The following is a 24218-nucleotide window of genomic DNA, read 5'->3' on the forward strand; positions in this document are numbered from 1 at the left end:
TCTCCCCCAAACAGGCGCGCAGCGCGCCTTCGTAGCTCCAGGACGAACGAGACCGGCAAATCCCCCCGCCACCGCGCCCGCCCGGCGCGCGGCGGCTTACCGGCTGTGCAACAGCACCGTGTCGCCGCGGCGCTCGGCGCGGATCGGGAAGCCCTGCTCGAGCAGGCGCACGAAGGCGTCGACGTTGGACCAGCGCACGTTGCCGCCGACCCGCAGCGCCGCGGCGCCGGCATCGGCGACCTGCAGCTTGACCGTGTTGTAGCGGTTGAACTCGGCCACCGCCGCCTGCAGTGGGGTGTCGTCGAAACTCAGGTAGCCGCTGCGCCAGTCCAGCATGCGCTCCGCCTCGGCCAGCGCGACCCGGCGCACCAGCACCCCGTGCGGGCCGGCCTGGGCGATGCTGCCGGCGTGCAGCAGCAGCGGCGGCGCCTGCGGCGCGCCGGCCGATTCCAGCCGCACCGTGCCCTCGGTGACCACCACGCGCAGCGCATCGGCGTCGCGGCGCACCGCGAAGCGCGTGCCCACCGCCACCACCTGGCGCGCGCCGCTGGCGACCACGAACGGCCGACCCGGGTCCTTGCTCACCGCGAAGAACGCCTCGCCGCGCTGCAGGTCGATGTGCCGCTGCGCGCGCGACAGCGCCACCGCGATGCGGCTGTCGCTGCTCAGCGTGGCCTGCGAGCCGTCGGCCAGGGCCACCGGGCGCAGTTGGCCGGTGACGCTGGCGTAGGCGGTCGGCGCCGGTTCGGCGGCATGCCGCCCGCCCAGGGCCAGGACCGCGGCGCAGAGCAACGCCGCCGCCAGCGCGGCCGGCCAGCGCCGCCGCGGCCGCGCGCGTGGCCGCGGGCCAAGGTCCGGTGCGGCAGTCGCGGCCGGCGCCACCGCGCTGCGGCCGCCCAGGCCCTGCCAGCGGCCGCGTTCGGGCACCTGCCCATCGCGCTGGCCCGCGCCCAGCGCCTGCAGGCGCCCGCTCTCCTGCCAGGCGGCCTGCAGGCGCAGGAACGCCACCCGGTGCGCGGTGGATGCGGCCAGCCAGGCATCCAGGCGCGCCTGCCGTGCGTCGGTCCAGTCGCCGCGGTCGCGCCGCGCCAGCCAGGCCGCCGCACGCGCCTCAATCCACCTGCTGTCCATCGCGTGCCCGCGCCTGCAACGGCGTCGCCGGCGCCGCCGCGCCCTCGTCGTCATGAAGATGATCGGCCAGCAGGCGCATGCCCCGGGCCACTTGCTTTTCCACGCTCTTCTCGCTGATTCCCAGGCGCACGGCCACCTCCTTCTGCGGCAGTTCCTCGACCCGCCGCAGCCAGACCACGCTGCGGCAGCGGTCCGGCAACCGGTCGAAGGCCGCCGCCAGCCGGCCCAGCACCTGCCGTCCGCCGCACCAGCGTTCCGGCGACAGCTCATCTACCAGGACGTGCATCGACTCCAGATCCCCCACCGCCTCGATCGACACCACCCGGTTGCGGCGCAGCCGGTCGGTCATCAGGTGCCGCGCGGTGGCGAACAGGAACGCCTTGGGCTGGCTCGGCCGCGCCTTGCCGGCGGCCTCGTAGACGCGCACGTAGACTTCCTGGCGCAGGTCGTGCCATTCCTCGCGATGCGGCCAGCAGCGCCGCAGGTAGCCGCCGAGCGCCTGCTCGTGGACGAGGATTTCTTGGACGAACCAATCGTCGAGGGAAGCGGACATGGATTCCACATTAGCCGATCGCCGGCGCGTGCGGGCACGTGCCGCGTCCGCGAACGTGGGAGGGTGGCGCGGCGGGGGGAAACCGTGCCGCCGTTCGTCCCCAGTCTGCAACGAGCCGCGCGCTCGCCTGCCCGCCCGTTTCCCGAGGAGATCCGCATGACCCGTTCCGTCGGCATGTTCCGGCCCTGGATGTCGCTGCTGCTGGGCCTGTGCCTGGCCACGCCCGCCGTGGCGCGCGATTACCGCCAGTACCTGGTCGGCGATCCGGCCGCGCCCACGCCCGGTCCGGTGTCGCCCGGCCTGCTGCTGATGGGCGGCGGCGACCGCAACTACGACGCGCTGCGCTGGTTCATGGCCAAGGCCGGGCACGGCCACGTGGTGGTGCTGCGCGCCTCGCAGGCGGGCGAGGTGGGCGAGGAGTTCTACCGCCAGGTCGGCGGCGTGGCCTCGGTGGAGACCTTCGTGTTCAGCGGCCGCGGCGCCTCCAGCGATCCGGCGCTGCTGCGCGCGCTGGCCCGCGCCGACGGCATCTTCATCGCCGGCGGCGACCAGTCGCGCTACGTGCGCTACTGGAAGGACACCCCGGTGGCCGAGGCGCTGGACGCGCACGTGCGCGCCGGCAAGCCGCTGGGCGGCACCAGCGCCGGCCTGGCGATGCTGGGCGAGTACCTGTACGGGGCGATGGACGGCGGCAGCCTCACCAGCCCGGCGGCGCTGGCCGACCCGCTGGGGCCGGCGGTCACTATCGAGACCGACTTCCTGCACCTGGACCTGCTCAAGCGGGTCATCACCGACACCCACTTCCGCGAGCGCGACCGCCTCGGCCGCCTGTTCGCGTTCCGCGCCAAGGCGGCCACGCTGGCGCCCAAGGGCGCGCCGCTGATCGGCCTGGGCGTGGACGAGAGTGCGGCGCTGGCGGTGGAAGGCGACGGCAGCGCGCGGGTCTACGCCACCGATCCGCAGGCCATGGCCACCGTGGTCGCCGGGCCGCTGACGCCGCCCACCCCGGCCGGGCAGCCGCTGCAGGCCGCCCGCATCGAGACCGTCGGCGTCGGCCCCGGCTCGACCCTGCACCTGCCCGACGGTCGCGTCGAGGCGCCGGTGTTCCACCGCTACTATGCGGTGCAGGACGGGCGCCTGCGCGAGATCCCGGCCACCACGCTGGTGATCCATGGCGGCGCCGGCGTCGAGCGCGCCAGCAGCAGCGCCGCCGACCTGGCCGAGGCGCGCGCGGCGATGGAGACCGCGCTGCGCACCGGGCAGGCGCTGCTGGCGCAGGGCAAGCCGGCGACGGACGCGGTCGCCGCGGCGATCACCGTGCTGGAGGACTCGCCGCAGTTCAACGCCGGCAAGGGCGCGGTGTTCACCCACGACGGCCGCAACGAACTGGATGCGGCGATCATGGACGGCCGCACCGGCAAGGCCGGCGCGGTGGCCGGCGTGCACCGGGTGAAGAACCCGATCCAGCTGGCGCGTGCGGTGATGGACCAGTCCGAGCACGTGATGCTGGTCGGCGACGGCGCCGAGGTCTTCGCAAAGCAGCACGGGATCGCCCTGGTCGATCCGTCGTACTTCCGCACCGAGAAGCGTTGGCAGCAACTGCAGCAGGCATTGAAGGAAGAGGCCAACAAGCAGGCGCACGCCGACCTGGAAACCGCCAAGCACTTCGGCACGGTCGGCGCGCTGGCGCTGGACCAGCAGGGCAACCTGGCCGCCGGCACCTCCACCGGCGGCATGACCAACAAGCGCTACGGCCGCGTCGGCGACTCGCCGATCATCGGTGCCGGCACCTTCGCCGACAGCCGCTGCGCGGTGTCCGGCACCGGCTGGGGCGAGTTCTACATCCGCGCGGTGGCCGCCTACGACATCTGCGCGCGGGTGAAGTACGCCGGGCAGAGCCTGGCCCAGGCCGCCGACGCGGTGATCGACCGGCAGATCCCCAAGGCCGGCGGCGACGGCGGCGCGATCGCGCTGGGCGCCGACGGCAGCGTCGCCTTCCCGTTCAACACCGAAGGCATGTACCGCGGCTGGATCGGCGCCGACGGCGTGCCGCACGTGGCCATCTTCAAGGACGAGGCGTTGCCGCTGCCCGGCGGGCAGTGAGGGGGCGTTCCCCGGGGCCGCCGGCACCGCCCCGGGACGCACGATCGCCTTCGCAGGGCCGCCGCGCCGCCGTGTCCGCGGACGGGGCGGCGGCGGCCCGCGCAGGCCCGGCGCGCGACGATCTGTACGCCGGCTGGCTGGGCCGCCGGCCCGAGCCAATGGCACATGCCGCTGCCATGCAAACCCGGTAACGTGGACGGCTGTCCTGGCCCCAAGGTCCTCTCAGGAGTTCCACCTCATGTCGCGTAACGTCGTTCTGGCCGCCGCCATCAGCCTGGCGCTGGCCGCCTGTTCCGGTAAGGAGTCCACCCCCGTGCCCGCCGCTCCCGCTGCCCCGGCCGCCGCGCAGCCCGCCGCCGCCGCCAACCCGCTGCTGACCCCCAGCCCGCTGCCGTTCCAGGCGCCGCCGTTCGACAAGATCAAGGACAGCGACTTCCTGCCGGCGTTCGAGGAGGGCATGAAGCAGCACCTGGCCGAGATCCGCAAGATCGCCGACAACCCGGAACCGGCCACCTTCGCCAACACCCTGGAAGCGATGGAGCGCAGCGGCGAGACCCTGACCCGCGTGTCGCGCATCTTCTTCGGCCTGGTCCAGGCCGACACCAACGAGGCCCGCCAGAAGATCCAGGAAGAGATCGCGCCCAAGCTGGCCGCGCACCAGGACGAGATCAGCCTGGATCCGAAACTGTTCGCGCGCATCAAGAGCCTGTACGACCAGCGCGACACGCTGAACCTGGACCCGGAGCAGAAGCGCCTGGTCGAATACGAATACCAGGAGTTCGTGCGCGCCGGCGCGCAGCTGTCCGACGCCGACAAGGCCACCCTGCGCAAGCTCAACGTCGAAGAGACCACCCTGGCCACGCAGTTCCACACCAAGCTGGTCGCGGCCACCGCCGCCGGTGCCGTGGTGGTGGACGACAAGGCCAAGCTCGACGGCATGTCCGACGGCGACATCGCCTCGGCCGCGCAGGACGCCACCGCGCGCAAGCTCGACGGCAAATACCTGCTGGCCCTGCAGAACACCACCCAGCAGCCGGTGCTGGCCTCGCTGAAGGACCGCGACCTGCGCCTGCAGGTGATGGCTGCCTCGCAGTCGCGCGCCGAGAAGGGCGATGCCAACGACACCCGCCAGACCGTGCAGCGCCTGGCCCAGCTGCGCGCGCAGAAGGCCAAGCTGCTCGGCTTCGACAGCTACGCCGCCTACAGCCTGAGCGACCAGATGGCCAAGACCCCGGCCGCGGCGCTGAAGCTGCTCACCGACACCGTGCCCGCCGCCACCGCCAAGGCGCGCAGCGAGGCCGCGGAGATGCAGAAGGTGATCGACGCGCAGAAGGGCGGCTTCAAGCTCACCGCCGCCGATTGGGACTTCTACGCCGAGCAGGTGCGCAAGGCCAAGTACGACCTCGACGAAGCGCAGATCAAGCCGTACTTCGAGCTGGACAATGTGCTGCAGAACGGCGTCTTCTACGCCGCCAATCAGCTGTACGGCATCACCTTCAAGGAACGCACCGACATCCCCACCTACCACGACGGGATGAAGGTCTATGAAGTGTTCGACAAGGACGGCAAGTCGCTGGCGCTGTTCTACACCGACTACTTCAAGCGCGACAGCAAGTCCGGCGGCGCCTGGATGGACGAGTTCGTGGGCCAGAACGGCCTGACCGGCACCAAGCCGGTGGTCTACAACGTCTGCAACTTCACCAAGCCCGCCCCGGGCCAGCCGGCGTTGCTGAGCTTCGACGACGTCACCACCATGTTCCACGAGTTCGGCCATGCGCTGCACGGCATGTTCTCCAACGTGAAGTACCCGACTCTGGCCGGCACCGCCACCTCGCGCGACTTCGTCGAGTTCCCCTCGCAGTTCAACGAGCACTGGGCGTCGGATCCGAAGGTGTTCGCGCACTACGCCAAGCACTACCAGACCGGCGAAGCGATGCCGGCCGACCTGGTGGAGAAGATCAAGAAGTCGCGTACCTTCAACCAGGGCTATGCCACCACCGAGTACCTGTCGGCGGCGCTGCTGGACCTGTCCTGGCACACCCTGCCGGCCGACGCGCCGTTGCAGGACGTGGACAAGTTCGAGACCGACTCGCTGAAGAAGTACAAGGTGGACCTGGCCGACGTGCCGCCGCGCTACCGCACCACCTATTTCGACCACATCTGGGGCGGCGGCTACTCGGCCGGCTACTACGCCTACTTCTGGGCGGAAGTGCTCGACGACGACGCCTTCCAGTGGTTCAAGGAGCACGGCGGCCTGACCCGCGCCAACGGCGACATCTTCCGCGCCAAGATCCTCTCGCGCGGCAATACCGAAGACCTGGCCACCCTGTACCGCGACTTCCGCGGCAAGGACCCCAGCGTCGAGCCGCTGCTGGAAAACCGCGGCCTGACCAACTGATCGGCGCTGCGCCGATCGGGTGTGTCGAGAACGGGATGGCCTTGCGGCCATCCCGTTTTTTGTTGGGGGAGGGGGGCGTTTGCTAATGCAGCCGTTCGCTTCCCGCAGGCGGCGCGACCGGCTCCAGCGTATAGACCGCACGCGCCTCGCGCACGCTGCTGGGCGTCGGTGCGCGCAGTGGCTGGCAGGCGATCTTCAGAAGTAGCGCACGTATCGCATTCGCTGTATCGCAGAGCGTGTCGTCCATCTTCGGCAACGTCTGCCCAGCGCGTTCGGTCGCGTCGCCGACCGCCACCGTCTGCGCGTGGGCCGATACGGTCTCGGCCAGCAGGGTGAGCCGGTCGATCTGCTCTTGCGTGATCCGAAACCCGCTGTCGTCTGCATCCAGCGCGGCCTCGGTGGTGGCAGGGCGCCCGGCGCTGTACATCGTGTCGATCCGCTGTGCTGGATAAGACAGCACATCCAGTACCACATCCACCTGATCGGCCAACAGTTCCAGGCACAACGCCAACTCGCCCATGCGCACCTTGGGCTCTGCGGCCCGCTCCTCGGCCTGCGTGCGCGGCTGCGCCAGCCGGGCCAGGAACCGCACGTGATCGCGCAGCTTCACCAGCCGGAACTGGCTATCCTCCGGCAGGAAATAGCCGGGCATGTCTTCGTCGTCCAAACGATCGTGCGACATCGTTGCCTCCTCGTTCCATGATGAGCATCGCCCGCCACGAATGGCGGACGGGAAGTCGGGAGGTTCGAAACCGCACGTAGCCGGCGGGCGTATTTCCCCGAAGGGTGTTGTATTAGCCGCCCTCCCGACGCAGGCATCGCGTCGGCTTGCGCTTGCAAAGCATGCAGGCACAAAAAACCCACCGATTTGTCGGAGGTGGGTACCGCTACGTGAGGAGTTTCGACGCTCCTTGGATCAAGAGTGCGACTGGCTGATGAGCGTGTCAATAGTGGAGATGAAGGATCTTCTGCTGTGAATCCGACCATCTCGCTTTGCGCTGGTTGCCACCTTTCGAGCTGCCTACGCGGCATTGAAAGCTAACGTGGCTTTCCATCCTCGCCAGCTTAAGATTCCTTGGCAACTGGACGCCTCCTCCTCTGCTCGCTGGAGTGGTCACTGGTAGGCAGACTTGAGATCAATGCCCTAAGCTTGTCCACGACGGGCAAAGCAGCGCCGAGCAGTCGACGGACGACCGCTTGGCGCATGGTCGTCAGGCGGGGATCCTCGCAGGCGAAAAAATCTTACGCCTGTCTCAGAATTTGCAACAAAGACCAGTAAGATTGGCGGCGCCAAGGAGCTGGATACACCGGCTGCCGGCACTACAACTCAATCGATGCTCAAGGACGAAGCTATGCCGAACCCCCGCGTTCGTGCCTCTCGCCGTTTCGGCGGTGCTTGCCTGCTGCTGCTCGCCGGCGCGCTGGCGACATTCCCCAGTTTTGCCGTGACCCCGAAGCGCCAGTATGGCCCTCCGTATTCGGCTGGCTCGCACTCCTTTCCGACCGTCAATGCCGCGGTCCAGTATCTTTATGACAGCGCCTACGCGTTTTGCAGTTCGCAACCCGGCTGTGTGCAACCCAGCATGTCGGCGTCCTACAGCGACGGGTATGCCGCAGCGACGGTGTATCAGAACGGCCATTGGTGGGGCTATGTCTACGCCAACGACAACATCGCCGGCGAGGGGCAGCCGGTCAAGAACACGGGCAGCTGCAACACCATGTGCACCGGTGGGCTTGGCCAGGTCGGCGACAACACTGGCCCGCATGGCAGCAGTGGCAACGCGGCGCTGAAGCAAGGTGGCGTGAACCGGGGAACCGCCTTCGAAGGCGATCCGATCAACACGGCCACGGGCAACATGTTTCGTCAGGACACTGACTACGATTCTCCGACTTGGCTGACGCTGCGCCGGTTCTACAACAGCAAGACCTTTGTGTCCTCGGTCGCCATGGGCAATCAGTGGCGCCACTCCTTCGAGCGCACTCTGGATCTGCTGTTGTCGCCGAACAGCGTGGACGGCAGTCGCATCGATGTCCGCCGGCCGGACGGCGGGCTGGAGCGATTCCGCCCAAGCAACGGAGCATGGGTCACGGACCCGGACATGCCCGACACGCTGACCGAGCGCCGCGACAGCGCTGGGGTATTGTTGGGCTACTCGCTGGCGGTCGCGGCTACGCAGCAGACCGAGCTTTACGACACCGCCGGCCAACTGCGCTCGGTGTTTGATCGCATGGGCCAGACGGTGCTGACCCTGGAATATAGCGACCTGCCGCCTGTGCCGGGCACCAAGCCGCCGCCGAACCTGCTGCAGCGGGTCACCGACGCCAGCGGCCGCTCGCTGAGTTTCGCTTACGACAGCAACAACCGTTTGGCCACCGTCACGTTGCCGGACGGCGGCACTTTGACCTATGGCTACGACACCACCGGCAATCTGACCTCGGTGCAGTATCCGGACGGAAAGACGCGCCAATACGTCTACAACGAGGCCTCGCTCACCTCCAACAAGAGCCAGCCGACGGCGCTGACCGGCGTCATCGACGAAAAGGGCGTGCGCTTCGAAACTACGAGCTACGCCAGCAACGGCAAGGCGATCTCTTCCAGCTTCGCCGGCAATGTCGATGCAACCACGGTCGCCTATTCGGCCTCTACCTCCAACTGGGGCACCCCGGCCACGGTGACCTCACCACTCGGCACGCAGGTCTACCTGACCTACACCGACAGCGGCTACGGCTCGCTCAAGCCGACCGGCGCAGGTAGCGACTGTGGCCAACAGTGCAACCAGCCGTGGAAGGCACTGACTTACGACGATAACGGGTATCCGGCATCGAGGACCGACTTCAAAGGCACGGTCACCAAGACCACCTATGCCGCCGGCGGCCTGCTGACCCAGCAGGTCGATGCATCCGGCACCGCGCAGCAGCGCACAACGAACACTACTTGGAATGCCAGCCTGCGCGTGCCGCTGACCCGCACGGTGCTTGATGCCGCTGGCAAGACCGTCGGCAAGACGGCTTGGGCCTACAATGCCCGCGGTCAGCAGACGGCGCGTTGCGACATCGATCCAGGCGTGTCCGCGGCCGCCAGTTACACCTGTGGCAGCGCCGCGAAGGCACCCACCGGTGTGCGCCAGTGGCTGACCAGCTACTGCGACACCGTGGACGGCACGCAGTGCCCACAAATCGGCCTGGTGCTGAGCAAGGACGGCCCGCGCACAGACGTGGCGGATACCATCACCTACCGCTACTACCTGACCGCCGACGAATCCGGCTGTGCCACTGTCGGCGGCGCCTGCCATCGCGCTGGGGACCTGTATCAGGTCATCGATGCCCTGGGTCGGGCCACGACCTATGTGGCCTATGACCGCAATGGGCGCCCGACGCGCGCCCAGGATGCCAACGGCCTGATCCGAGACCTGACCTACACGCCGCGTGGCTGGGCGGCATCGAGCACGCTGCGTGCGAACGCGGATGGCACGCCGTCCGACCAGGACCAGACGACGGTCGTGGCCTACGATGAGGTAGGGAATGTCAAAAAGGTGACCGACCCCGACGGCACGTTCGTCACCTACGATTACGACGCTGCGCATCGCTTGACCGACGTGACCGATGGCGCTGGTAACAACATCCATTACACGCTGGATCCGTCGGGCAACCGAGCCAAGGAAGACACCAAGGACGCGTCCGGCACGCTGAAGCGCACGCTGTCGCGGATCTACAACAAGCTTGGCCAGTTGGCGACGCAGGCCACTGCCGAATCCGATCCGACCGATTTCAGCTATGACGTCAACGGCAACGTGCAACTGGTGACCGACGCGCTCAAGCGCAAGACTCAGGCCGACTACGACCCGCTCAACCGGGTCAAGCAGACGATTCAGGATGTGGGCGGCATCGCTGCCAAGACCCAGTTCGACTACGACGCGCTGGACCGCATCGCGAAGGTCACCGATCCCAAGGGCCTGGCTACGGTCTACCAATACAACGGCCTGGGCGACCTGCTGAAGCTCACCAGCCCAGACACGGGCGTGACCAGCTACACCTACAACAGCGCCGGCAACATGGTCACGCAGACCGACGCGCGTGGAACCAAGACCAGTTACCTCTACGATGCGCTGGGGCGATTGGCCAAGGCCACTTATGCCGACAAGGCGCTGATCGCCACCTACACCTACGATGCCAGCCAGAACGTGTGCGCGGCCGGGGAAACGTTCGCGCTGGGCCGTTTGAGCAGGCTGCAGGACGGCAGCGGCACGACCCAGTATTGCTATGACTGGTTTGGGCGCGTGGTGCGCAAGGTGCAGACCACCAACGGAAAGGCGTTCGCGCTGCGCTACGCCTACACCAAGGGCGACCGCCTCAGCCGGGTGACCTATCCGGACGGCGCGGTGGTGGATTACGTGCGCAACGCGCTGGGGCAGGCGACGGAAGTGGGCGTCACGCCCGCCGGCGGCGCGCGTCAAAAACTGTTGAGCGGCGCGACTTACTACCCGTTCGGCCCCAGCGCTGGCTGGGCCTATGGCAATGGCAGGCCATTGCAGCGCGTGCTGGACAAGAACTACCGCCCGCTGGCGATCCAGGACGGTCGCAAGGATGGCCTGAACATCGGGTTCGGCTTCGACCCGGCAGGCAACCTCACTGCGCTGACCACGCCCGGCAACACCGCACCCGTGGTGAAGTTGGGCTACGACAACCTGGGCCGGCTGACCGCCTTCAAGGATGGTCCGACCGGCACGCTGATCGACGGCTACAGCTACGACGCCACCGGCAACCGGCTCAGCGCCCAGGTCAACGGCACCACGCAGACCTACAGCTATCCGACCGACAGCCACCGCCTTGCGAGCGTGGCCGGCACCACGCGCAGCTACGACGCTATCGGCAATACCACGGCCATCGATGGCACGGCCCGCACGTTCGCCTACGACGCGACGGGGCGCCTGAGCCAAGCCACGCGCAACGGCACGTTGGCGATGGAGTATCGCTACAACGAGTGGGCCGAGCAGGTGCGGCGCTTCCTCGGCACCACCAATACCTACACCGTCTACGATGAAGCCGGCCACTGGATCGGCGACTACGACACCAACGGCAAGGCGCTGCAGCAGGCGATCTGGCTAGATGGCCTGCCGGTGGGCGTGCTGGTGGGGGCCGCGCTGAACTACGTGCAGCCGGACCATCTGGGTGCGCCACGGGCGGTGATCGACCCGGCGCGCGACGTCGCAGTCTGGACCTGGGACATCAAGGGCGAAGCGTTCGGCAACACGCCGCCGGACCAAGATGCGGATCGCGACGGCGCGGCGTTCGTGTTCGGGATGCGTTTTCCGGGGCAGCGGTATGACAGCGCTACGGGGCTCAACCAGAACTACTTCCGGGACTATGACACGAGCACTGGACGATATGCGCAGAGTGATCCGATCGGCCTGAGTGGCGGCGCCAGCACTTGGGCATATGTTGAATCCAGCCCATTGATGTTTTCTGATCATATGGGGCTTGAGAAGGACCAAGCGTGCGTGGCTAGCTATACGACTACTGGTGCTATCTGCGGAGGGGTTGTTGGTTACTACGGCAGCGGTGTAGCTGGGGCGATTGGCGGTGGATTTGTATGTGCACCAGCAGGTCCTGGCGCCGCGGCATGTGCAGCAGGTGGAGCAATGGCCGTTAGTCCTGCTGGAGGAGCACTTGGCTCCATCGTTGGTGGTGTCACCGGGCATGCCATCGGCAATGCAATGTGTCCGGATGAACCCGAGGATAGAGAAAACGTTTGTGAAGAAAATCTGCAGCGAGATCTGGTGACGTGCAAAGCTCTCGGACGACGCGGAGGAAGGTCCTCCTATGCAATATGTGAACGCCAAGCAATGCTTCGCTATGGAAACTGCTTAAGCGGGCGCGACGAAGGGATTGACGCACCTTTGCCACCTTGGAGAATGTAATGGATAATTCAAATAATGTTAAAAAACGTCGTGCGTTATTGATTTCAATTTTTGATAATGATGACTCCCTTCGCGTGGATTTGGATGATGTTGTAAGTGACGGAACATTAGGTGAGATTTGGAAGAAAAAAGAGCATGTGACGAACAAGGATATTTCCGTCGGTGAGTTCGATAGCCTGTCTTTTGACGAAAAGGAGTTGGCTGATTTCGGATATTTCGTGATGGCGCGATTGTATGCATATAGGTCTCGTGGTGAGAACTAGTCGTCACATCATTGCTGTCGTTTTGCTTTTTTGGTGACTGTAAAGAAACGAGGTCGATTCGCTGGTGGGAGTGGTTTGGGCTCGCGGGGTTTTCCGACAAAGTGGCTAAGAAAACAGAATTTCAGCGGGCCGCGGGCAAGCTTATCTCTGCCATTCAAAAGGAATGGGGCGAGGAGCTTGGTGAGAAAAATGCGGATTTCTCGGAAGATGTTATGAATGCTGCGCACGACATCCTGCAATGTAGGAGCTCTGAAAAATTAAGAGACATGTTGGGTGGGAAGAACGTTAGACAGCATCTGGGGGATGTTTGGGTGCAGCGGCATCCCAGTGTGAAGCCCGCCATTGCGGAATTGGAACGAGTCGTTGCTGCTGACTTGGGGGCATAACAGGGCGGGGGGCTGACACTGCGATGGGCGCGCTTACCGCCCGGCAAGCTGCTGGTCACGGGCGATCATCGCGGCGACAGTTTCGATGGCCGCTATTTCGGCTTCGTCGATGCTGACAGCGTCTATGGCAAGGCGCTGGCGGTGCTTTACCGCCGCGGTGAGGGATTCGAGTGGGCGCGGCTGTAGGGCGCGGCTAACGACGAGGGAACATGCTCCGTAGGAGCGGCTTCAGCCGCGACGGGCATTCCTTGTAACGCCTGTCGCGGCTGAAGCCGCTCCTACGGAGGCAACCTGCTGGTGCCGCTGTGCAGTCAGAACGCCACGCCAGCCAGCGTGCTTGCCACCTCCCACAACCGCGCGGCCACCTGCGGGTCGCGCGCCTGCCGGGCGATCCTGGCCGGAGCCGGGTCGCCTTTCAGCTCGAACATGCCGTCGGGCCCGTAGTACCCGCCTGGTTGGGTGCTTGGCGAGGTGGCTGCGTAGAGCGTGGGCAGCGCACCGGCGGCGGCGGAATGGCTGATCCATGCGCCCAGCCACTGGGTCGCCGCGCCGATCGCGGTGCGGCGCCCGCCGACCGCCGGCCCATTGGCGACCAGCGCAGTCTGGGCGATGCCGGGATGCGCGGCGATCGCACGTACGCCCCAGCCCTGCGCGTCGCTGCGCCGCTGCAGTTCCAGCGAAAACATCAGCATCGCCAGCTTGGACTGCCCATAGGCCTTCCACGGCCGATACGGGCGTTCGCACTGCAGGTCGTCGAAGTCGATGCGGGCGTAACGGTGCGCCAGGCTCGACAGGTTCACCACGCGCGCGGCCGGCGCGGCGCGCAGCAGCGGCAACAGCTGTGCGGTCAGCGCGAAGTGGCCGAGGTAGTTGCTGCCGAACTGCAGTTCCAGGCCGTCGGCGGTGGTCTGCCGCTGCGGCGGCGCCATCACGCCGGCGTTGTTGATCAGCAGGTCCAGCCGCGGGTAGCGCGCCGCGATGCGCGCGGCAAAGGCGGCCACCGAGGCCAGCTGCGCCAGGTCCAGGGCTTCCACGCGCACGTCGGCCGCCGGATGCGCGGCTAGGATCGCCTGCCGCGCGGTCTCGGCCTTGCCCGGGTTACGCGTCGCCAGCACCACGCTGGCGCCCGCGCCGGCCAGCGCCAGCGCGGTCTCGTAGCCCAGTCCGCCAGGGCTGGCGCCGGTGACGATGGCGATCTTGTCGCGCTGCGACGGCAGGTCGGCCAGGGTCCAGCGGCTCACGGCGCCACCGCCTGCGTCAGTGCGCGCCACCAGCGCTCGCCGCTTGCCGGCTGCGTCAGGTCCACGCGCTCGCCCATGCGCGGCGTGGCCAGCGCCACGCCGGCGGCATCGGCCAGCGCCGCCAGGCGTTCGAAGGGTTCGTGCCAGGCATGCATGGCCAGGTCGAAGGTGCCGTTGTGGATCGGCAGCAGCGTGCGTCCGCCGATGTCCAGGTGCGCCTGCAGGGTCTGCTCCGGCTGCATGTGCACGTGCGGCCAGTCCACGTCGTAGGCGCCGTTCTCGATCAGGCTCACGTCGAAGGGCCCCAGCCGCTCGCCGATCGCCTTGAAGCCTGCGGAGTAGCCGCCGTCGCCGCTGAAGAACAGCTTCAGTTCCCGCGTCTCGATCGCCCACGAGCACCACAGCCGGCGCCCGCGGTCGAACATGCCGCGGCCGGAGAAGTGTTGCGCCGGGGTGGCAGTCAGCGTGACTCCATCCACGGTGGTCGACTGCCACCAATCGAGTTGCCGGATCTTGGCCGGATCCACGCCCCAGCGCCGCAGCAGGTCGCCCACGCCCAGCGGGGTGACGAACGTTCCGACACGCTCGGCCAGGCGGCGGATGCTGGCGCGATCCAGGTGGTCGTAGTGGTCGTGCGAGAGGATCACCCCGGCGATCGGCGGCAAGGCGTCCAGCGCGATCGGCGGGGCGTGGAAGCGCCGCGGGCCGGCGAACGGGAACGGTGAGACGCGTTCGGAAAACACCGGGTCGGTCAGCCACAAGCGCTCGCGCAGCTTGAGCAGCACCGTGGAATGGCCGAGCCGGTACAGGCTGCGGTCGGGCGCCGCCAGCAGCTGGGCGGCGGTCAGCGGCAGCACCGGCAGCGGCTGCGACGGCACCGACTCGGCCGACTTGCGGGTCAGCAGATCCCACATGATCCGCAGCGTCCCGGCCATGCCGGGCGCACCGCTGGTGCCCGGGGTGGCGTTGCGGAAGCGGCCCCGCCGGTACTGCGGCGACGCCAGATGCGAGAACGGGACACGGAACAGTGGGGAAGCGGACGCGGACATGGCGGCAATCCTTGGAGGGCGATCTGGCGTGCTAATTACACTGCACAGTGTAGTTTTCTTTGCGTGAAAGTAAACTGGTCGGTGTAACATCTGCCCATGGTTTCTCTTTCCACGCCCGCTCCGGCACGGCTGACCGAGCGCAAGCGCCAGGCGATCCTGGAGGCGGCGACCGCCGAGTTCCGTGGCCATGGCTTCGAGGCCACCAGCATGGACCGCATCGCGGCCAGCGCCGGCGTGTCCAAGCGCACCGTCTACAACCATTTCCCCAGCAAGGACGCGCTGTTCGACGCGATCCTGCTGCAGCTATGGCAGCGCAGCCTGGACACGGTCGGCGTGCCTTACGCCCCGCAGCAGCCGCTGCGCCCGCAACTGCTGCAGTTGCTGGAGCAGAAGTTGCGGCTGTTCGACGATCCGGCCTTCGTCGACCTGTCGCGGATGGCGATGGTCGAAGGCATGCGCGCCCCCGCGCGCGCGCGCGACCTGGTCGCGCGCCTGGGCAGCAAGGAGGAGGGCACGCTGGTATGGCTGCGCGCGGCGCTGGCCGATGGCCGGCTCAAGCCCATGCAGCCGGAGTTCGCCGCGCAGCAGCTGCAGGCGCTGATCAAGGGCATGGCGTTCTGGCCGCAGGTGAGCATGGGCCAGCCGCCGCTCAGCGCGGCGCAGCAGGCCCAGGTAGCCGCGTCGGCGGCCGACATGTTCCTCGGGCATTACGCGCGCGATCCCGGCTAGCGATCGCGTCCCGGTGCGTGCCGCGGGCGACGCCGCTGGCACGGCCGCGGTGCGTCAGTCCTCGCACCACACCGCCAGTTCGTAGCCGTCGCGGTCGGCGAAGTGGAAGCGGCGGCCGCCCGGAAAGGCGAACACCGGGCGCACGATGCGGCCGCCGGCGGCTTCGATGCGCGCCTGGGTGCTGGCCAGGTCGTTGGAGTACAGCACCACCAGCGCGCCGCCGGGCTGCGGCGTGCCGTGGAAGAAGCCGCCGCTCAGGCGGCCATCGCGGAACTCGCAGTAGTCCGGGCCGTAGTCCTGGAAGGTCCAGTCGAAGGCCTGGCCGTAGAAGGCCTTGGCCGCGGCGATCGAGGCGACGGCGAATTCGAGATAGTCGATGCGGTGATGCTGCTCGGCGCGGGACATGGGCGACTCCTGTGGAAGAGCCGGCAGTCTCCCTCATCCGGGCGGCGCCGGCTTGGCGAAAACGGCCAGCGGGTTTGCTGCCGCGTTCGACGCATCCCGAGCGGCAGTGGATCGGCGTCGGCGGCACGACATGCCAGCCGCGTGCGGGGAGGTTCGCGTGGGTTCTTCGAGAATCGCGGCACGGACATCCGGTGATCGACGCGACGGATCTCAGACGCATGGTCCGTCGGTGCCCGATTGGCACCCGATCGGTGCTGGTCGAAGTCGACCCTGGTCAGCGCTACGTCGGCGGAGATCGCGGTCGACCTGCGCGAAGATCTGGACGGCCTTGCTTCGCCGGCAGCGTGCGCACGAAGGCGCTGGCCTCGCGCAGCAGGCGCGCGGCCAGCGCGTCGTCGGCGAAGGTCTCCGGTGCGACCCGAACCCAGCCAGCCATTGCCCGGCCGCGCGACAGCATCGGCACGATCCCGGGCATCGCCAACGCCCATGCGTCGTTGCCCTTGCCGAGCCGCACCAGCACACCATCGTCGCGCGCGCCGCACAGCAGATGGCCGTGCAGCAGCCAGGCCCATCCACCGAATATCGCTTTCTCGGTCAGCTCCGGGTGCGCGCCGAGCACGTCGCGCAGCATGTGTTCCAAGCCTGCATCTCTGGCCATGTGCCACCCCGGTCTTCGCGCCTGGCGGCACGGTAGCAAACGGCGCCACACGGTGCTCTGCACACGACGCATCGTCGCATCGGGGCGTCGGTGTGGCGGGCGTGCGGCCGCACGGTACCGGCGGCTTTCGCCGCAATGCGATCCCGTAGAGCGGCTTCAGCCGCGACGGTGCACAGAACCCGTCAGCGCGCGTGCCGCTGCACCAGTTCGCGCGGGCTCAGGCCGGTCAGTTGCCGGCTGTCGCGCACCAGGTGCGGGGCGTCGCCGTAGCCGGCCTCCAGGGCCGCCGCGGTCAGGCTGGGATGCTGCCGCACCAGGCCCAGGAAGCGCTGCAGGCGCAGGATGCGTTCCAGGGTCTTGGCGCCGTAGCCGAACGCGTCGTGGCTGCGGCGGCGCAGCGTGCGTTCGCTGACGCCCAGCGTGCGGGTCAGCGCGGCCAGCCGCGGCGGCGTCGCATCGGCGAGCTGCGCGAACAGCCAGGCCATGCCGCGGTCGCTGTGCAGCGGGCGGCTGGCGCACAGCGCGTGCAGCACTGCCAGCGGCTCGGCGCCGTCCTCCAGCCGCGCCTGCCAGTCGCGGCCGTGTCTGCCCCACAGCGCGTCCAGTGGCACGCGTTGGTCGGCGATGGCATGCAGTGGCACGCCGAGCAGGCTGGGCCCGGCCCCCGCCGCCAGCCGCACCGCGGTGAGCACGCTGCCCGGCGCCACCATGGCGTCGGTGGCGCGGCGATCCGGCCCGGCCACGAACAGCGCGCGGCCGTCCCAGATCAGGTCGACGCAGCCGTCGGGCAGCATCTGCGTGGGCGCGGTATCCGCCTCGCCCTGGCGGAAGCGCCAACTGCAGCGCACCCGGTCGCGCAGGGCCGCTGGCGCATCGCATTCGGCATAGCGGGAGGGCAGGGACATGCGGCGCTGGCCTGCGGCGGGATCAGCCGCCACGGTAGCAGGCGGCGTCGCCGCACGGGCGCCGTCGCGTCGCGCCAGCGCCAGCACCGCCGCCGCGCAGGCGGATCAGGTCCCGACGCGTGGCGTCGGCGCCAGGTGTGCGACGAACCAGTCGCGTGCGGCGCCGCTGGAGGCCTCGAACTGTTCGACGTACGGCACGAAGTGGCCGCCGCGCAGCATCAGCAGCCGCTTCGGTTCCAGTGCCTGCGCATAGGCCTGCAACTGGAAGTCGGTGCCGGAGATGTAGTCGCGGTCGGCCACGATCATCAGCAGTGGCGTCGGGCTGATCGCCGCGGCGAAGCTCGCCGGCTCGTAGCCGCGGCTCCACTCGGCCGAGCGCAGCGTGGTCCAGTTGCGCCAGTTCGGTGCAATCGCGCCGGCGCCCTCGAAGAACGCGCGTGCATCTTCGCTGGGAAAGAGCGCGTCGGCGGTGCCGACCACGGCCTTGCGCGCGGGTTCGCCGCCGCGCAGTACCGCCATGCGGTCGGCGGCGAATGCGGCCTGCAGCGCCTCGGCACGTTCGTAGCTGCCGCGGCGCAGCCCGTTGCGGTAGCCGGCCAGGCCCGGCACCTGCGCGACCACGGCCTTGACGCGCCGATCGGTGGCGGCCACCTGCATGGCATGCGCGCCGCTGTAGCTGGTGCCCCACACGCCGATGCGCGTGGGGTCGATGCCGTCCAGGCTGCCGGCGAAGGTGATCGCGTGGCGGCAGTCCTCGATCTGGCGCCAGGGGTCGATCTCCTGCCGCGGCGTGCCGTCGCTGTCGCCGAAGCCGCGGTGGTCGTACACCAGCACGGCCAGGCCGGCGGCGGCGAACACCTCGGCATAGCGGTCCAGGTATGCCTCCTTGACCAGCGACCAGCCGTGCGCCATCACCACGATCGGCGCCGGGCTGGCCACGGCCGGGCGATACAGCCAGCCGCGCAAGGTGGTGCCATCGGCGGCGAACGCAATGTCGTCTCGGGTAACGGACTGCATGGGGGAACTCCTCGGGAAGCGGCCGCGCAGCGGCGGCGGGGCGCCCACGATGCGCGCGCAACGGTGCAATCCGGCTTTGCGTAAACTGCAACGATGGACGATTTCCAGCGCTTGTTCGGCCAACTGCAGCTGTTTCTGGACGTGGTCGAGGCCGGCAGCCTGTCCGCCGCGGCCCGCCATCGCGGCGTGGCCGTGTCCTCGCTCAGCCGCGGGCTGGATGCGCTGGAACAGGCGTTGGGCGCGCAGGTGCTGATCCGGTCCACCCGCAGCCTGATCCTCACCGACGCCGGGCGCGTCCTGCAGGGGCGTGCCGCGCAACTGCTCGGCGGCCTGGCCGAGACCCGCGCGGAATTGGCGCAGCTGCAAGGAGAGGTCGCGGGGACGCTGCGGTTGAGCTGCCTGCCGTCGTTCGGCCGGACGCAGCTGATGCCGTTGCTGGCGGACCTGTCGCGGCGGCACCCGCAACTGCACGTCGATCTGGATCTGGTGGAGCGGTTCGACATCCCGCTGCGCCGGCGCCTGGATGCGGTGATCCGGCTCGGCCCGGATCCGGCGCCGGCCGGCGCGCTGCGGCTGGCGCCGTTGCGGCGGGTGGTCTGCGCCAGTCCCGCCTACCTGCATGACGCCGGGCCGGTCGAGCGCTTGCCGGCGCTGGCCACGCACGCGTTGCTGGACAAGCGCCACGACGACACGGTCATCAGCTGGCGGCATGTGCTCGGCGCGGACGTGGCGCTGCCGCCGCGGCGGCTGCGCTGCGACGATCTGGAGACCCTGCGCCTGGCCGCGCTGGATGGGCTGGGCGTGGCCTGCCTGCCGACCTGGCTGGTCGGCGAGGACCTGCGCCGGCATCGCCTGCGCGCGCTGTTCCACGAGGCGGCGTTGCCGTCGGGGCCGCAGCAGTGGTTGTGGCTGGTGCCGAGCCAGACGCCGTTGCCGGCGCGGGTGGCGCGGCTGGCGCAGGTGCTGCGCCAGGCGATCGGGCAGCCGCCGCACTGGGATCGCCCGGGCTGAGCCGCGCGCGCGGCCGGGAGGCGCGTGGCGCTGCGCTCAGCGCTCCGACGGCCCGCTCTCGTCGTAGCCGCGCGGGGTGAACAGGTCCGGCCGGATCAGTTCGATGAAGGCGCGTGCCTGCGGCGACAGGTACTTGCCCTTGCGCACCACCACGCCGTAGCTGCGCGCGGGAAAGTAATCGCCCAGGGCGCGGGTGGCCAGGCGCGCGCGGTCGGCGTCGGTGAGGCAGATCGAACTGACGATGGACACGCCCATGCCCATCGCCACGTACTGCTTGATCACCTCCCAGCCGCCGACCTCCAGCGCCACGGTGTAGGGCACGCGCGCCTGCTGGAACACCAGGTCGACCAGGCGATAGGTGACCTGGCGCCGCGGCGGCAGGATCAACGGGTACGGCGACAGGTCTTCCAGGGTCAGCGTCGGCTTGCGCGCCAGCGGGTGGTCGCGCGGGGTGATCAGCAACTGGTCGAAGCGGTACACCGGGGCGTAGCTGAGGTCGGCCGGCACGTCGAGCATCGAGCCGACCGCCAGGTCCACCGCGTCCTCGCGCAGCAGGTCGGTGCCGTCGGCGCTGATCGCGTTGTGCAGGGTCAGCCGCACCTGCGGGTGGCGGGCGCGGAAGGCCTCCACGATCTTCGGCAGCAGGTACAGGATGGTGGAGCTGTTGGCGGCGACGTTCAGTTCGCCAGCGTCCAGCCCGCGCGCCTTCTCGCGGAAGTCCGCTTCCAGCCGGTCCAGGCTCTCCACCAGCGGCTGCGCCATCTCGTACAGCAACTGGCCCTCGCGGCTGGGCACCAGGCGGCGGCCGCTGCGTTCGAACAGCACCACGCCCAGCTCCCGTTCCAGCGCCTGCAACTGCAGGGTCACCGCCGGCTGGCTGACGAACAAGGCTTCCGCGGCCCGCGACACCGCGCCCAGGCGCACCGTCTGGCAGAACGCGCGCAGCGGCTTGAGCCGGTCGGATTTGTAAGGAAATCGCGGGGTTGCGGCGCTACCGGTGGCCATGGCGTGATGAATATAAGGCTGACTTATATAAAGCATTGACAAAACTGCTTTGTCAAATACATGCGCTGGCAGCACGGTGGAGCCCCGGAAACATCGAGGAATCCCCACATGTCCGCCCCTGCTTTCGCTGTCGCCTCAGACCCCACGCGTTCAACGCCGGGCATCGCCCTGACCACCTCGCTGGCCGGCCAGGACGCCCTGCTGCCGCCGCCGCTGCTGGCCCTGCTGGTGTCGCTGCACCGGGCGATCGAGCCGGAGCGTCAGGCGCGGCTGGCGGCGCGGCGCGAGCGCCAGGCGTTCTTCGACGCCGGCGGCCTGCCGGATTTCCGCGCCGACACCCGCGCAATCCGCGACGGCGACTGGCAGGTGGCGCCGCTGCCGGCGGCGCTGCAGGACCGCCGCGTCGAGATCACCGGCCCGACCGACCCGAAGATGGTCATCAACGCGCTGAACTCCGGCGCCAAGGTGTATATGGCCGACTTCGAGGACTCGACCGCGCCGACCTGGCGCAACCTGGTCGCCGGCCAGCGCGCCCTGGCCGAGGCGGTGGCCGGCACCCTGACCTTCACCGCGCCGGCCGCGCGCGACGGCAGCCCGGGCAAGCGCTATGCGCTGCGTCCCTATGAAGAGCAGGCGGTGCTGATCGTGCGCCCGCGCGGCTGGCACCTGGACGAGAAGCACGTGCTGGTCGACGGCCAGCCGCTGGCCGGCGGCCTGTTCGACGCGGCGCTGTTCGCCTTCCACAACGGCCGCGCGCTGCAGGCCAAGGACCGCGGCCCGTACCTGTACCTGCCCAAGCTGCAGTCGATGGAAGAGGCCGCGCTGTGGGAGACCGCGCTGGCCCACATCGAGGACATGCTCGGCCTGCCGCAGGGCCAGATCAAGGTCACCGTGCTGATCGAGACGCTGCCGGCGGTGTTCGAGATGGACGAGATCCTGCACGCGCTGCGCGGGCGCATCGTTGGCCTGAACTGCGGCCGCTGGGACTACATCTTTTCCTACCTGAAGACCTTCCGCCGGCATCCGGACCGGGTGCTGCCCGAGCGCGGCCAGGTGACCATGACCCAGCCGTTCCTGAAGGCGTATTCGGAACTGCTGATCCGCACCTGCCACCGCCGCGGCGCGCACGCGATGGGCGGCATGGCCGCGCAGATCCCGATCGGCCACGACGAGGCGGCCAACGAGCAGGCGATGGCGCGGGTGCGCGCGGACAAGCTGCGCGAAGTCACCGCCGGCCACGACGGCACCTGGGTGGCGCACCCGGCGCTGATCCCGATCGCCCGCGCGGTGTTCGACGAGCACATGCGCACGCCGAACCAGCACGCGGTGCGCCGCGAGGACGTGCAGGCCGACCGTGACACGCTGATCGCCCCGTCCGCCGGCACCATCACCCGCGCCGGCTTCGAGGGCAACATCGAAGTGTGCGTGCGCTACCTGGCGGCGTGGCTGGACGGCAACGGCTGCGTGCCGATCCACCACCTGATGGAGGACGCCGCCACCGCCGAGATCAGCCGCAGCCAGCTGTGGCAGTGGCTGCACGTGGGCGGCCTGCACCTGGACGACGGCACCGCCATCGACTTCGCCCTGTTCGAGGCCTGCCTGCGGCAGTTGCCGGCGCGGTTGGGCGAGCGTGCGCTGCTGCCGGGCGGGGCGCGCGTGGACGAGGCCATCGCCTTGCTCGACCGCCTGACCCGCGACGAAGAGTTGGCCGATTTCCTGACCTTGCCGGCCTATCAGTTGATCGATTGATGGGAGGCCGGGAGTGGGGACTCGGGAATGGGGAATCGTGAAAGCGGTGTCCCTGCATCGGATCCCTGCCGTGCCGGCCAAGCCTTATCCGACCACTGCCCCACCGTTTCATCGCTGCATCCATTTTCGAGGAGAACGCCAGATGAGCACCACCACGCTGCAGACCGCCGAACAGATTCAGCGCGACTGGGACACCGATCCGCGCTGGGCCGGGATCACCCGCAACTACACCGCCGCCGACGTGGTGCGCCTGCGCGGCACGGTGCACGTGGAGCATTCGCTGGCCCGGCTCGGCGCCGAGAAGCTGTGGAAGTACCTGCACGAGAAGGACTTCGTCAACGCGCTGGGCGCGCTGACCGGCAACCAGGCGATGCAGCAGGTCAAGGCCGGGCTCAACGCCATCTACCTGTCCGGCTGGCAGGTGGCCGCCGACGCCAACCTGGCCGGGCAGATGTATCCGGACCAGTCGCTGTACCCGGCCGACTCGGTGCCGGCGGTGGTCAAGCGCATCAACAACACCCTGCTGCGCGCCGACCAGCTGCACCATGCCGAAGGCAAGGACGAGATCGACTTCCTGCAGCCGATCGTGGCCGACGCCGAGGCCGGCTTCGGCGGCGTGCTCAACGCCTTCGAGCTGATGAAGGCGATGATCGAGGCCGGCGCGGCCGGCGTGCACTTCGAGGACCAGCTCGCCGCGGTGAAGAAGTGCGGGCACATGGGCGGCAAGGTGCTGGTGCCGACCCGCGAGGCGATCGAGAAGTTGAACGCCGCGCGCCTGGCCGCCGACGTGATGGGCGTGCCGACCCTGCTGGTGGCGCGCACCGACGCCGAGGCCGCCGACCTGGTGACCAGCGACATCGACGCCAACGACCGCCCGTTCACCACCGGCGAGCGCACCGTCGAAGGCTTCTTCCGCACCCGCAAGGGCCTGGACCAGGCGATCAGCCGCGGCCTGGCCTACGCACCTTACGCCGACCTAATCTGGTGCGAGACCGGCAAGCCGGACCTGGAGTTCGCGCGCAAGTTCGCCGAGGCCATCCACGCCAAGTTCCCCGGCAAGCTGCTGGCCTACAACTGCTCGCCCAGCTTCAACTGGAAGAAGAACCTGGACGACGCCACCATCGCCAGGTTCCAGCGCGAGATCGCCAGCTACGGCTACAAGTTCCAGTTCATCACCCTGGCCGGCTTCCATGCGCTGAACTACTCGATGTTCAACCTGGCGCACGGCTATGCGCGCCGGCAGATGAGCGCCTTCGTCGAACTGCAGGAGGCCGAGTTCGCCGCCGCCGACCGCGGCTTCACCGCGGTCAAGCACCAGCGCGAGGTCGGCACCGGCTACTTCGACGCGGTGACCCAGGCGATCCAGCAGGGCCAGTCCTCGACCACCGCGCTGACCGGGTCGACCGAGGAAGAACAGTTCCATGGCGAGAAAGCGGCCTGACCTGCAGCCAGGCACCGATCGCCCCTCCCTGGCAGGAGGTGGGAAGCCCGGGTTCGCCCGGGCTTTTTTTTTGACGTTGGGGGCTTCAGCCCCCTTTTTGCTACGCCTGCTGGTGCATCACGCCAGCCGCTGGCAGACGCTGCCAGCGGGCATCTCGACACATCGAGAACCTGCGAATGGCGAGGCACAGCCTCCCGACCATGATGGCTCGGCGGTCATTCAAGCGGCGATAATGCGCGTGATTCAGATGCACTTC

Annotated in this window: 19 protein-coding genes and 2 pseudogenes; 11 read left to right on the forward strand and 10 right to left on the reverse strand. The window is 68.6% G+C overall.

The features are described 5' to 3' along the window. Nucleotides 1–96 precede the first annotated feature (96 nt). Together NKJ47_RS02000 and NKJ47_RS02005 are read right to left on the reverse strand one after the other, a co-directional pair. Entirely contained in the window at nucleotides 97–1131 is a 1035-nt protein-coding gene (locus NKJ47_RS02000; RefSeq protein ID WP_254459897.1) for a FecR family protein, read from the reverse strand. Next, entirely contained in the window at nucleotides 1112–1684 is a 573-nt protein-coding gene (locus NKJ47_RS02005; protein WP_254459898.1) for an RNA polymerase sigma factor, read from the reverse strand. The genes NKJ47_RS02000 and NKJ47_RS02005 overlap by 20 nt, the downstream gene beginning before the upstream one ends. Nucleotides 1685–2035: 351 nt before the next feature. Between NKJ47_RS02005 and NKJ47_RS02010 the strand changes: the two are divergent. From NKJ47_RS02010 to dcp, 3 genes and pseudogenes are all read left to right on the forward strand, one after another. Next, a pseudogene (locus NKJ47_RS02010) lies at nucleotides 2036–2605 on the forward strand (cyanophycinase); the annotation flags it as partial. A gap of 180 nt (nucleotides 2606–2785) precedes the next feature. Next, the gene (locus NKJ47_RS02015) at nucleotides 2786–3787 is read left to right on the forward strand and encodes an isoaspartyl peptidase/L-asparaginase family protein (protein WP_254461307.1); all 1002 of its coding nucleotides are present in this window, start codon (nucleotides 2786–2788) and stop codon (nucleotides 3785–3787) included. Between the two features lie 238 nt (nucleotides 3788–4025). Next, nucleotides 4026–6185 carry a peptidyl-dipeptidase Dcp gene (gene dcp / locus NKJ47_RS02020; protein ID WP_254459899.1) on the forward strand — a complete coding sequence of 720 codons (2160 nt, stop codon included), beginning with the start codon at nucleotides 4026–4028 and terminating at the stop codon, nucleotides 6183–6185. Nucleotides 6186–6267: 82 nt separating this feature from the next. On the opposite strand, the gene NKJ47_RS02025 is transcribed toward dcp, so the two are convergent. After that, the gene (locus NKJ47_RS02025; protein ID WP_254459900.1) at nucleotides 6268–6867 is read right to left on the reverse strand and encodes an XAC0095 family protein; all 600 of its coding nucleotides are present in this window, start codon (nucleotides 6865–6867) and stop codon (nucleotides 6268–6270) included. Between the two features lie 652 nt (nucleotides 6868–7519). Between NKJ47_RS02025 and NKJ47_RS02030 the strand changes: the two genes are divergently transcribed. From NKJ47_RS02030 to NKJ47_RS02045, 4 genes and pseudogenes are all read left to right on the forward strand, one after another. Next, entirely contained in the window at nucleotides 7520–12103 is a 4584-nt protein-coding gene (locus NKJ47_RS02030) for an RHS repeat-associated core domain-containing protein (RefSeq protein ID WP_254459901.1), read from the forward strand. After that, nucleotides 12103–12366 carry a hypothetical protein gene (locus tag NKJ47_RS02035; RefSeq protein WP_254459902.1) on the forward strand — a complete coding sequence of 88 codons (264 nt, stop codon included), beginning with the start codon at nucleotides 12103–12105 and terminating at the stop codon, nucleotides 12364–12366. The genes NKJ47_RS02030 and NKJ47_RS02035 overlap by 1 nt, the downstream gene beginning before the upstream one ends. A gap of 101 nt (nucleotides 12367–12467) precedes the next feature. Beyond that, entirely contained in the window at nucleotides 12468–12752 is a 285-nt protein-coding gene (locus NKJ47_RS02040; protein WP_254459903.1) for a hypothetical protein, read from the forward strand. A gap of 36 nt (nucleotides 12753–12788) precedes the next feature. Continuing rightward, nucleotides 12789–12938 (forward strand): annotated as a pseudogene (locus NKJ47_RS02045) (S26 family signal peptidase); the annotation flags it as partial. A 125-nt stretch (nucleotides 12939–13063) separates the two neighbouring features. On the opposite strand, the gene NKJ47_RS02050 reads toward NKJ47_RS02045, so the two are convergent. Both NKJ47_RS02050 and NKJ47_RS02055 read right to left on the reverse strand, forming a co-directional pair. Beyond that, nucleotides 13064–13993, reverse strand: coding sequence for an oxidoreductase (locus NKJ47_RS02050; protein WP_254459904.1), 930 nt, complete (start codon nucleotides 13991–13993; stop codon nucleotides 13064–13066). Then, entirely contained in the window at nucleotides 13990–15042 is a 1053-nt protein-coding gene (locus NKJ47_RS02055; RefSeq protein WP_254459905.1) for an MBL fold metallo-hydrolase, read from the reverse strand. The genes NKJ47_RS02050 and NKJ47_RS02055 overlap by 4 nt, the downstream gene beginning before the upstream one ends. Before the next feature lie 96 nt (nucleotides 15043–15138). Between NKJ47_RS02055 and NKJ47_RS02060 the strand changes: the two genes are divergently transcribed. Further along, nucleotides 15139–15771: a TetR/AcrR family transcriptional regulator gene (locus NKJ47_RS02060; protein ID WP_254459906.1), complete on the forward strand. Its 633-nt coding sequence runs from the start codon at nucleotides 15139–15141 to the stop codon at nucleotides 15769–15771. Between the two features lie 54 nt (nucleotides 15772–15825). Here the strand turns inward: NKJ47_RS02060 and NKJ47_RS02065 are convergent, their stop codons facing one another. The 4 genes from NKJ47_RS02065 to NKJ47_RS02080 all read right to left on the reverse strand — a co-directional run bounded on the left by NKJ47_RS02065 (nucleotide 15826) and on the right by NKJ47_RS02080 (nucleotide 18756). Further along, the gene (locus NKJ47_RS02065; RefSeq protein WP_254459907.1) at nucleotides 15826–16176 is read right to left on the reverse strand and encodes a VOC family protein; all 351 of its coding nucleotides are present in this window, start codon (nucleotides 16174–16176) and stop codon (nucleotides 15826–15828) included. Between the two features lie 280 nt (nucleotides 16177–16456). Beyond that, a complete protein-coding gene (locus NKJ47_RS02070; RefSeq protein WP_254459908.1) occupies nucleotides 16457–16807 on the reverse strand; it encodes a TfoX/Sxy family protein in 351 nt (116 codons plus the stop codon). Between the two features lie 209 nt (nucleotides 16808–17016). Next, nucleotides 17017–17739 (reverse strand): helix-turn-helix domain-containing protein, encoded by a 723-nt coding sequence (locus NKJ47_RS02075; RefSeq protein WP_254459909.1) that lies wholly within the window; start codon nucleotides 17737–17739, stop codon nucleotides 17017–17019. A 105-nt stretch (nucleotides 17740–17844) separates the two neighbouring features. Further along, nucleotides 17845–18756 carry an alpha/beta hydrolase gene (locus tag NKJ47_RS02080; protein WP_254459910.1) on the reverse strand — a complete coding sequence of 304 codons (912 nt, stop codon included), beginning with the start codon at nucleotides 18754–18756 and terminating at the stop codon, nucleotides 17845–17847. A gap of 93 nt (nucleotides 18757–18849) precedes the next feature. Between NKJ47_RS02080 and NKJ47_RS02085 the strand changes: the two genes are divergently transcribed. Beyond that, on the forward strand, nucleotides 18850–19767 hold the full coding sequence (locus NKJ47_RS02085; protein ID WP_254459911.1) for a LysR family transcriptional regulator: 918 nt from the start codon (nucleotides 18850–18852) through the stop codon (nucleotides 19765–19767). Between the two features lie 36 nt (nucleotides 19768–19803). Here the strand turns inward: NKJ47_RS02085 and NKJ47_RS02090 are convergent, their stop codons facing one another. Beyond that, a complete protein-coding gene (locus tag NKJ47_RS02090; protein WP_254459912.1) occupies nucleotides 19804–20772 on the reverse strand; it encodes a LysR family transcriptional regulator in 969 nt (322 codons plus the stop codon). A gap of 108 nt (nucleotides 20773–20880) precedes the next feature. On the opposite strand from NKJ47_RS02090, the gene aceB reads away from it, so the two are divergent. Together aceB and aceA are read left to right on the forward strand one after the other, a co-directional pair. After that, entirely contained in the window at nucleotides 20881–22521 is a 1641-nt protein-coding gene (aceB, locus tag NKJ47_RS02095) for a malate synthase A (RefSeq protein ID WP_254459913.1), read from the forward strand. Nucleotides 22522–22663: 142 nt separating this feature from the next. Next, a complete protein-coding gene (aceA, locus tag NKJ47_RS02100) occupies nucleotides 22664–23962 on the forward strand; it encodes an isocitrate lyase (protein ID WP_254459914.1) in 1299 nt (432 codons plus the stop codon). Nucleotides 23963–24218: the final 256 nt, after the last annotated feature.

The organism is Xanthomonas sacchari (assembly GCF_024266585.1).
GTDB lineage: Bacteria > Pseudomonadota > Gammaproteobacteria > Xanthomonadales > Xanthomonadaceae > Xanthomonas_A > Xanthomonas_A sacchari_C.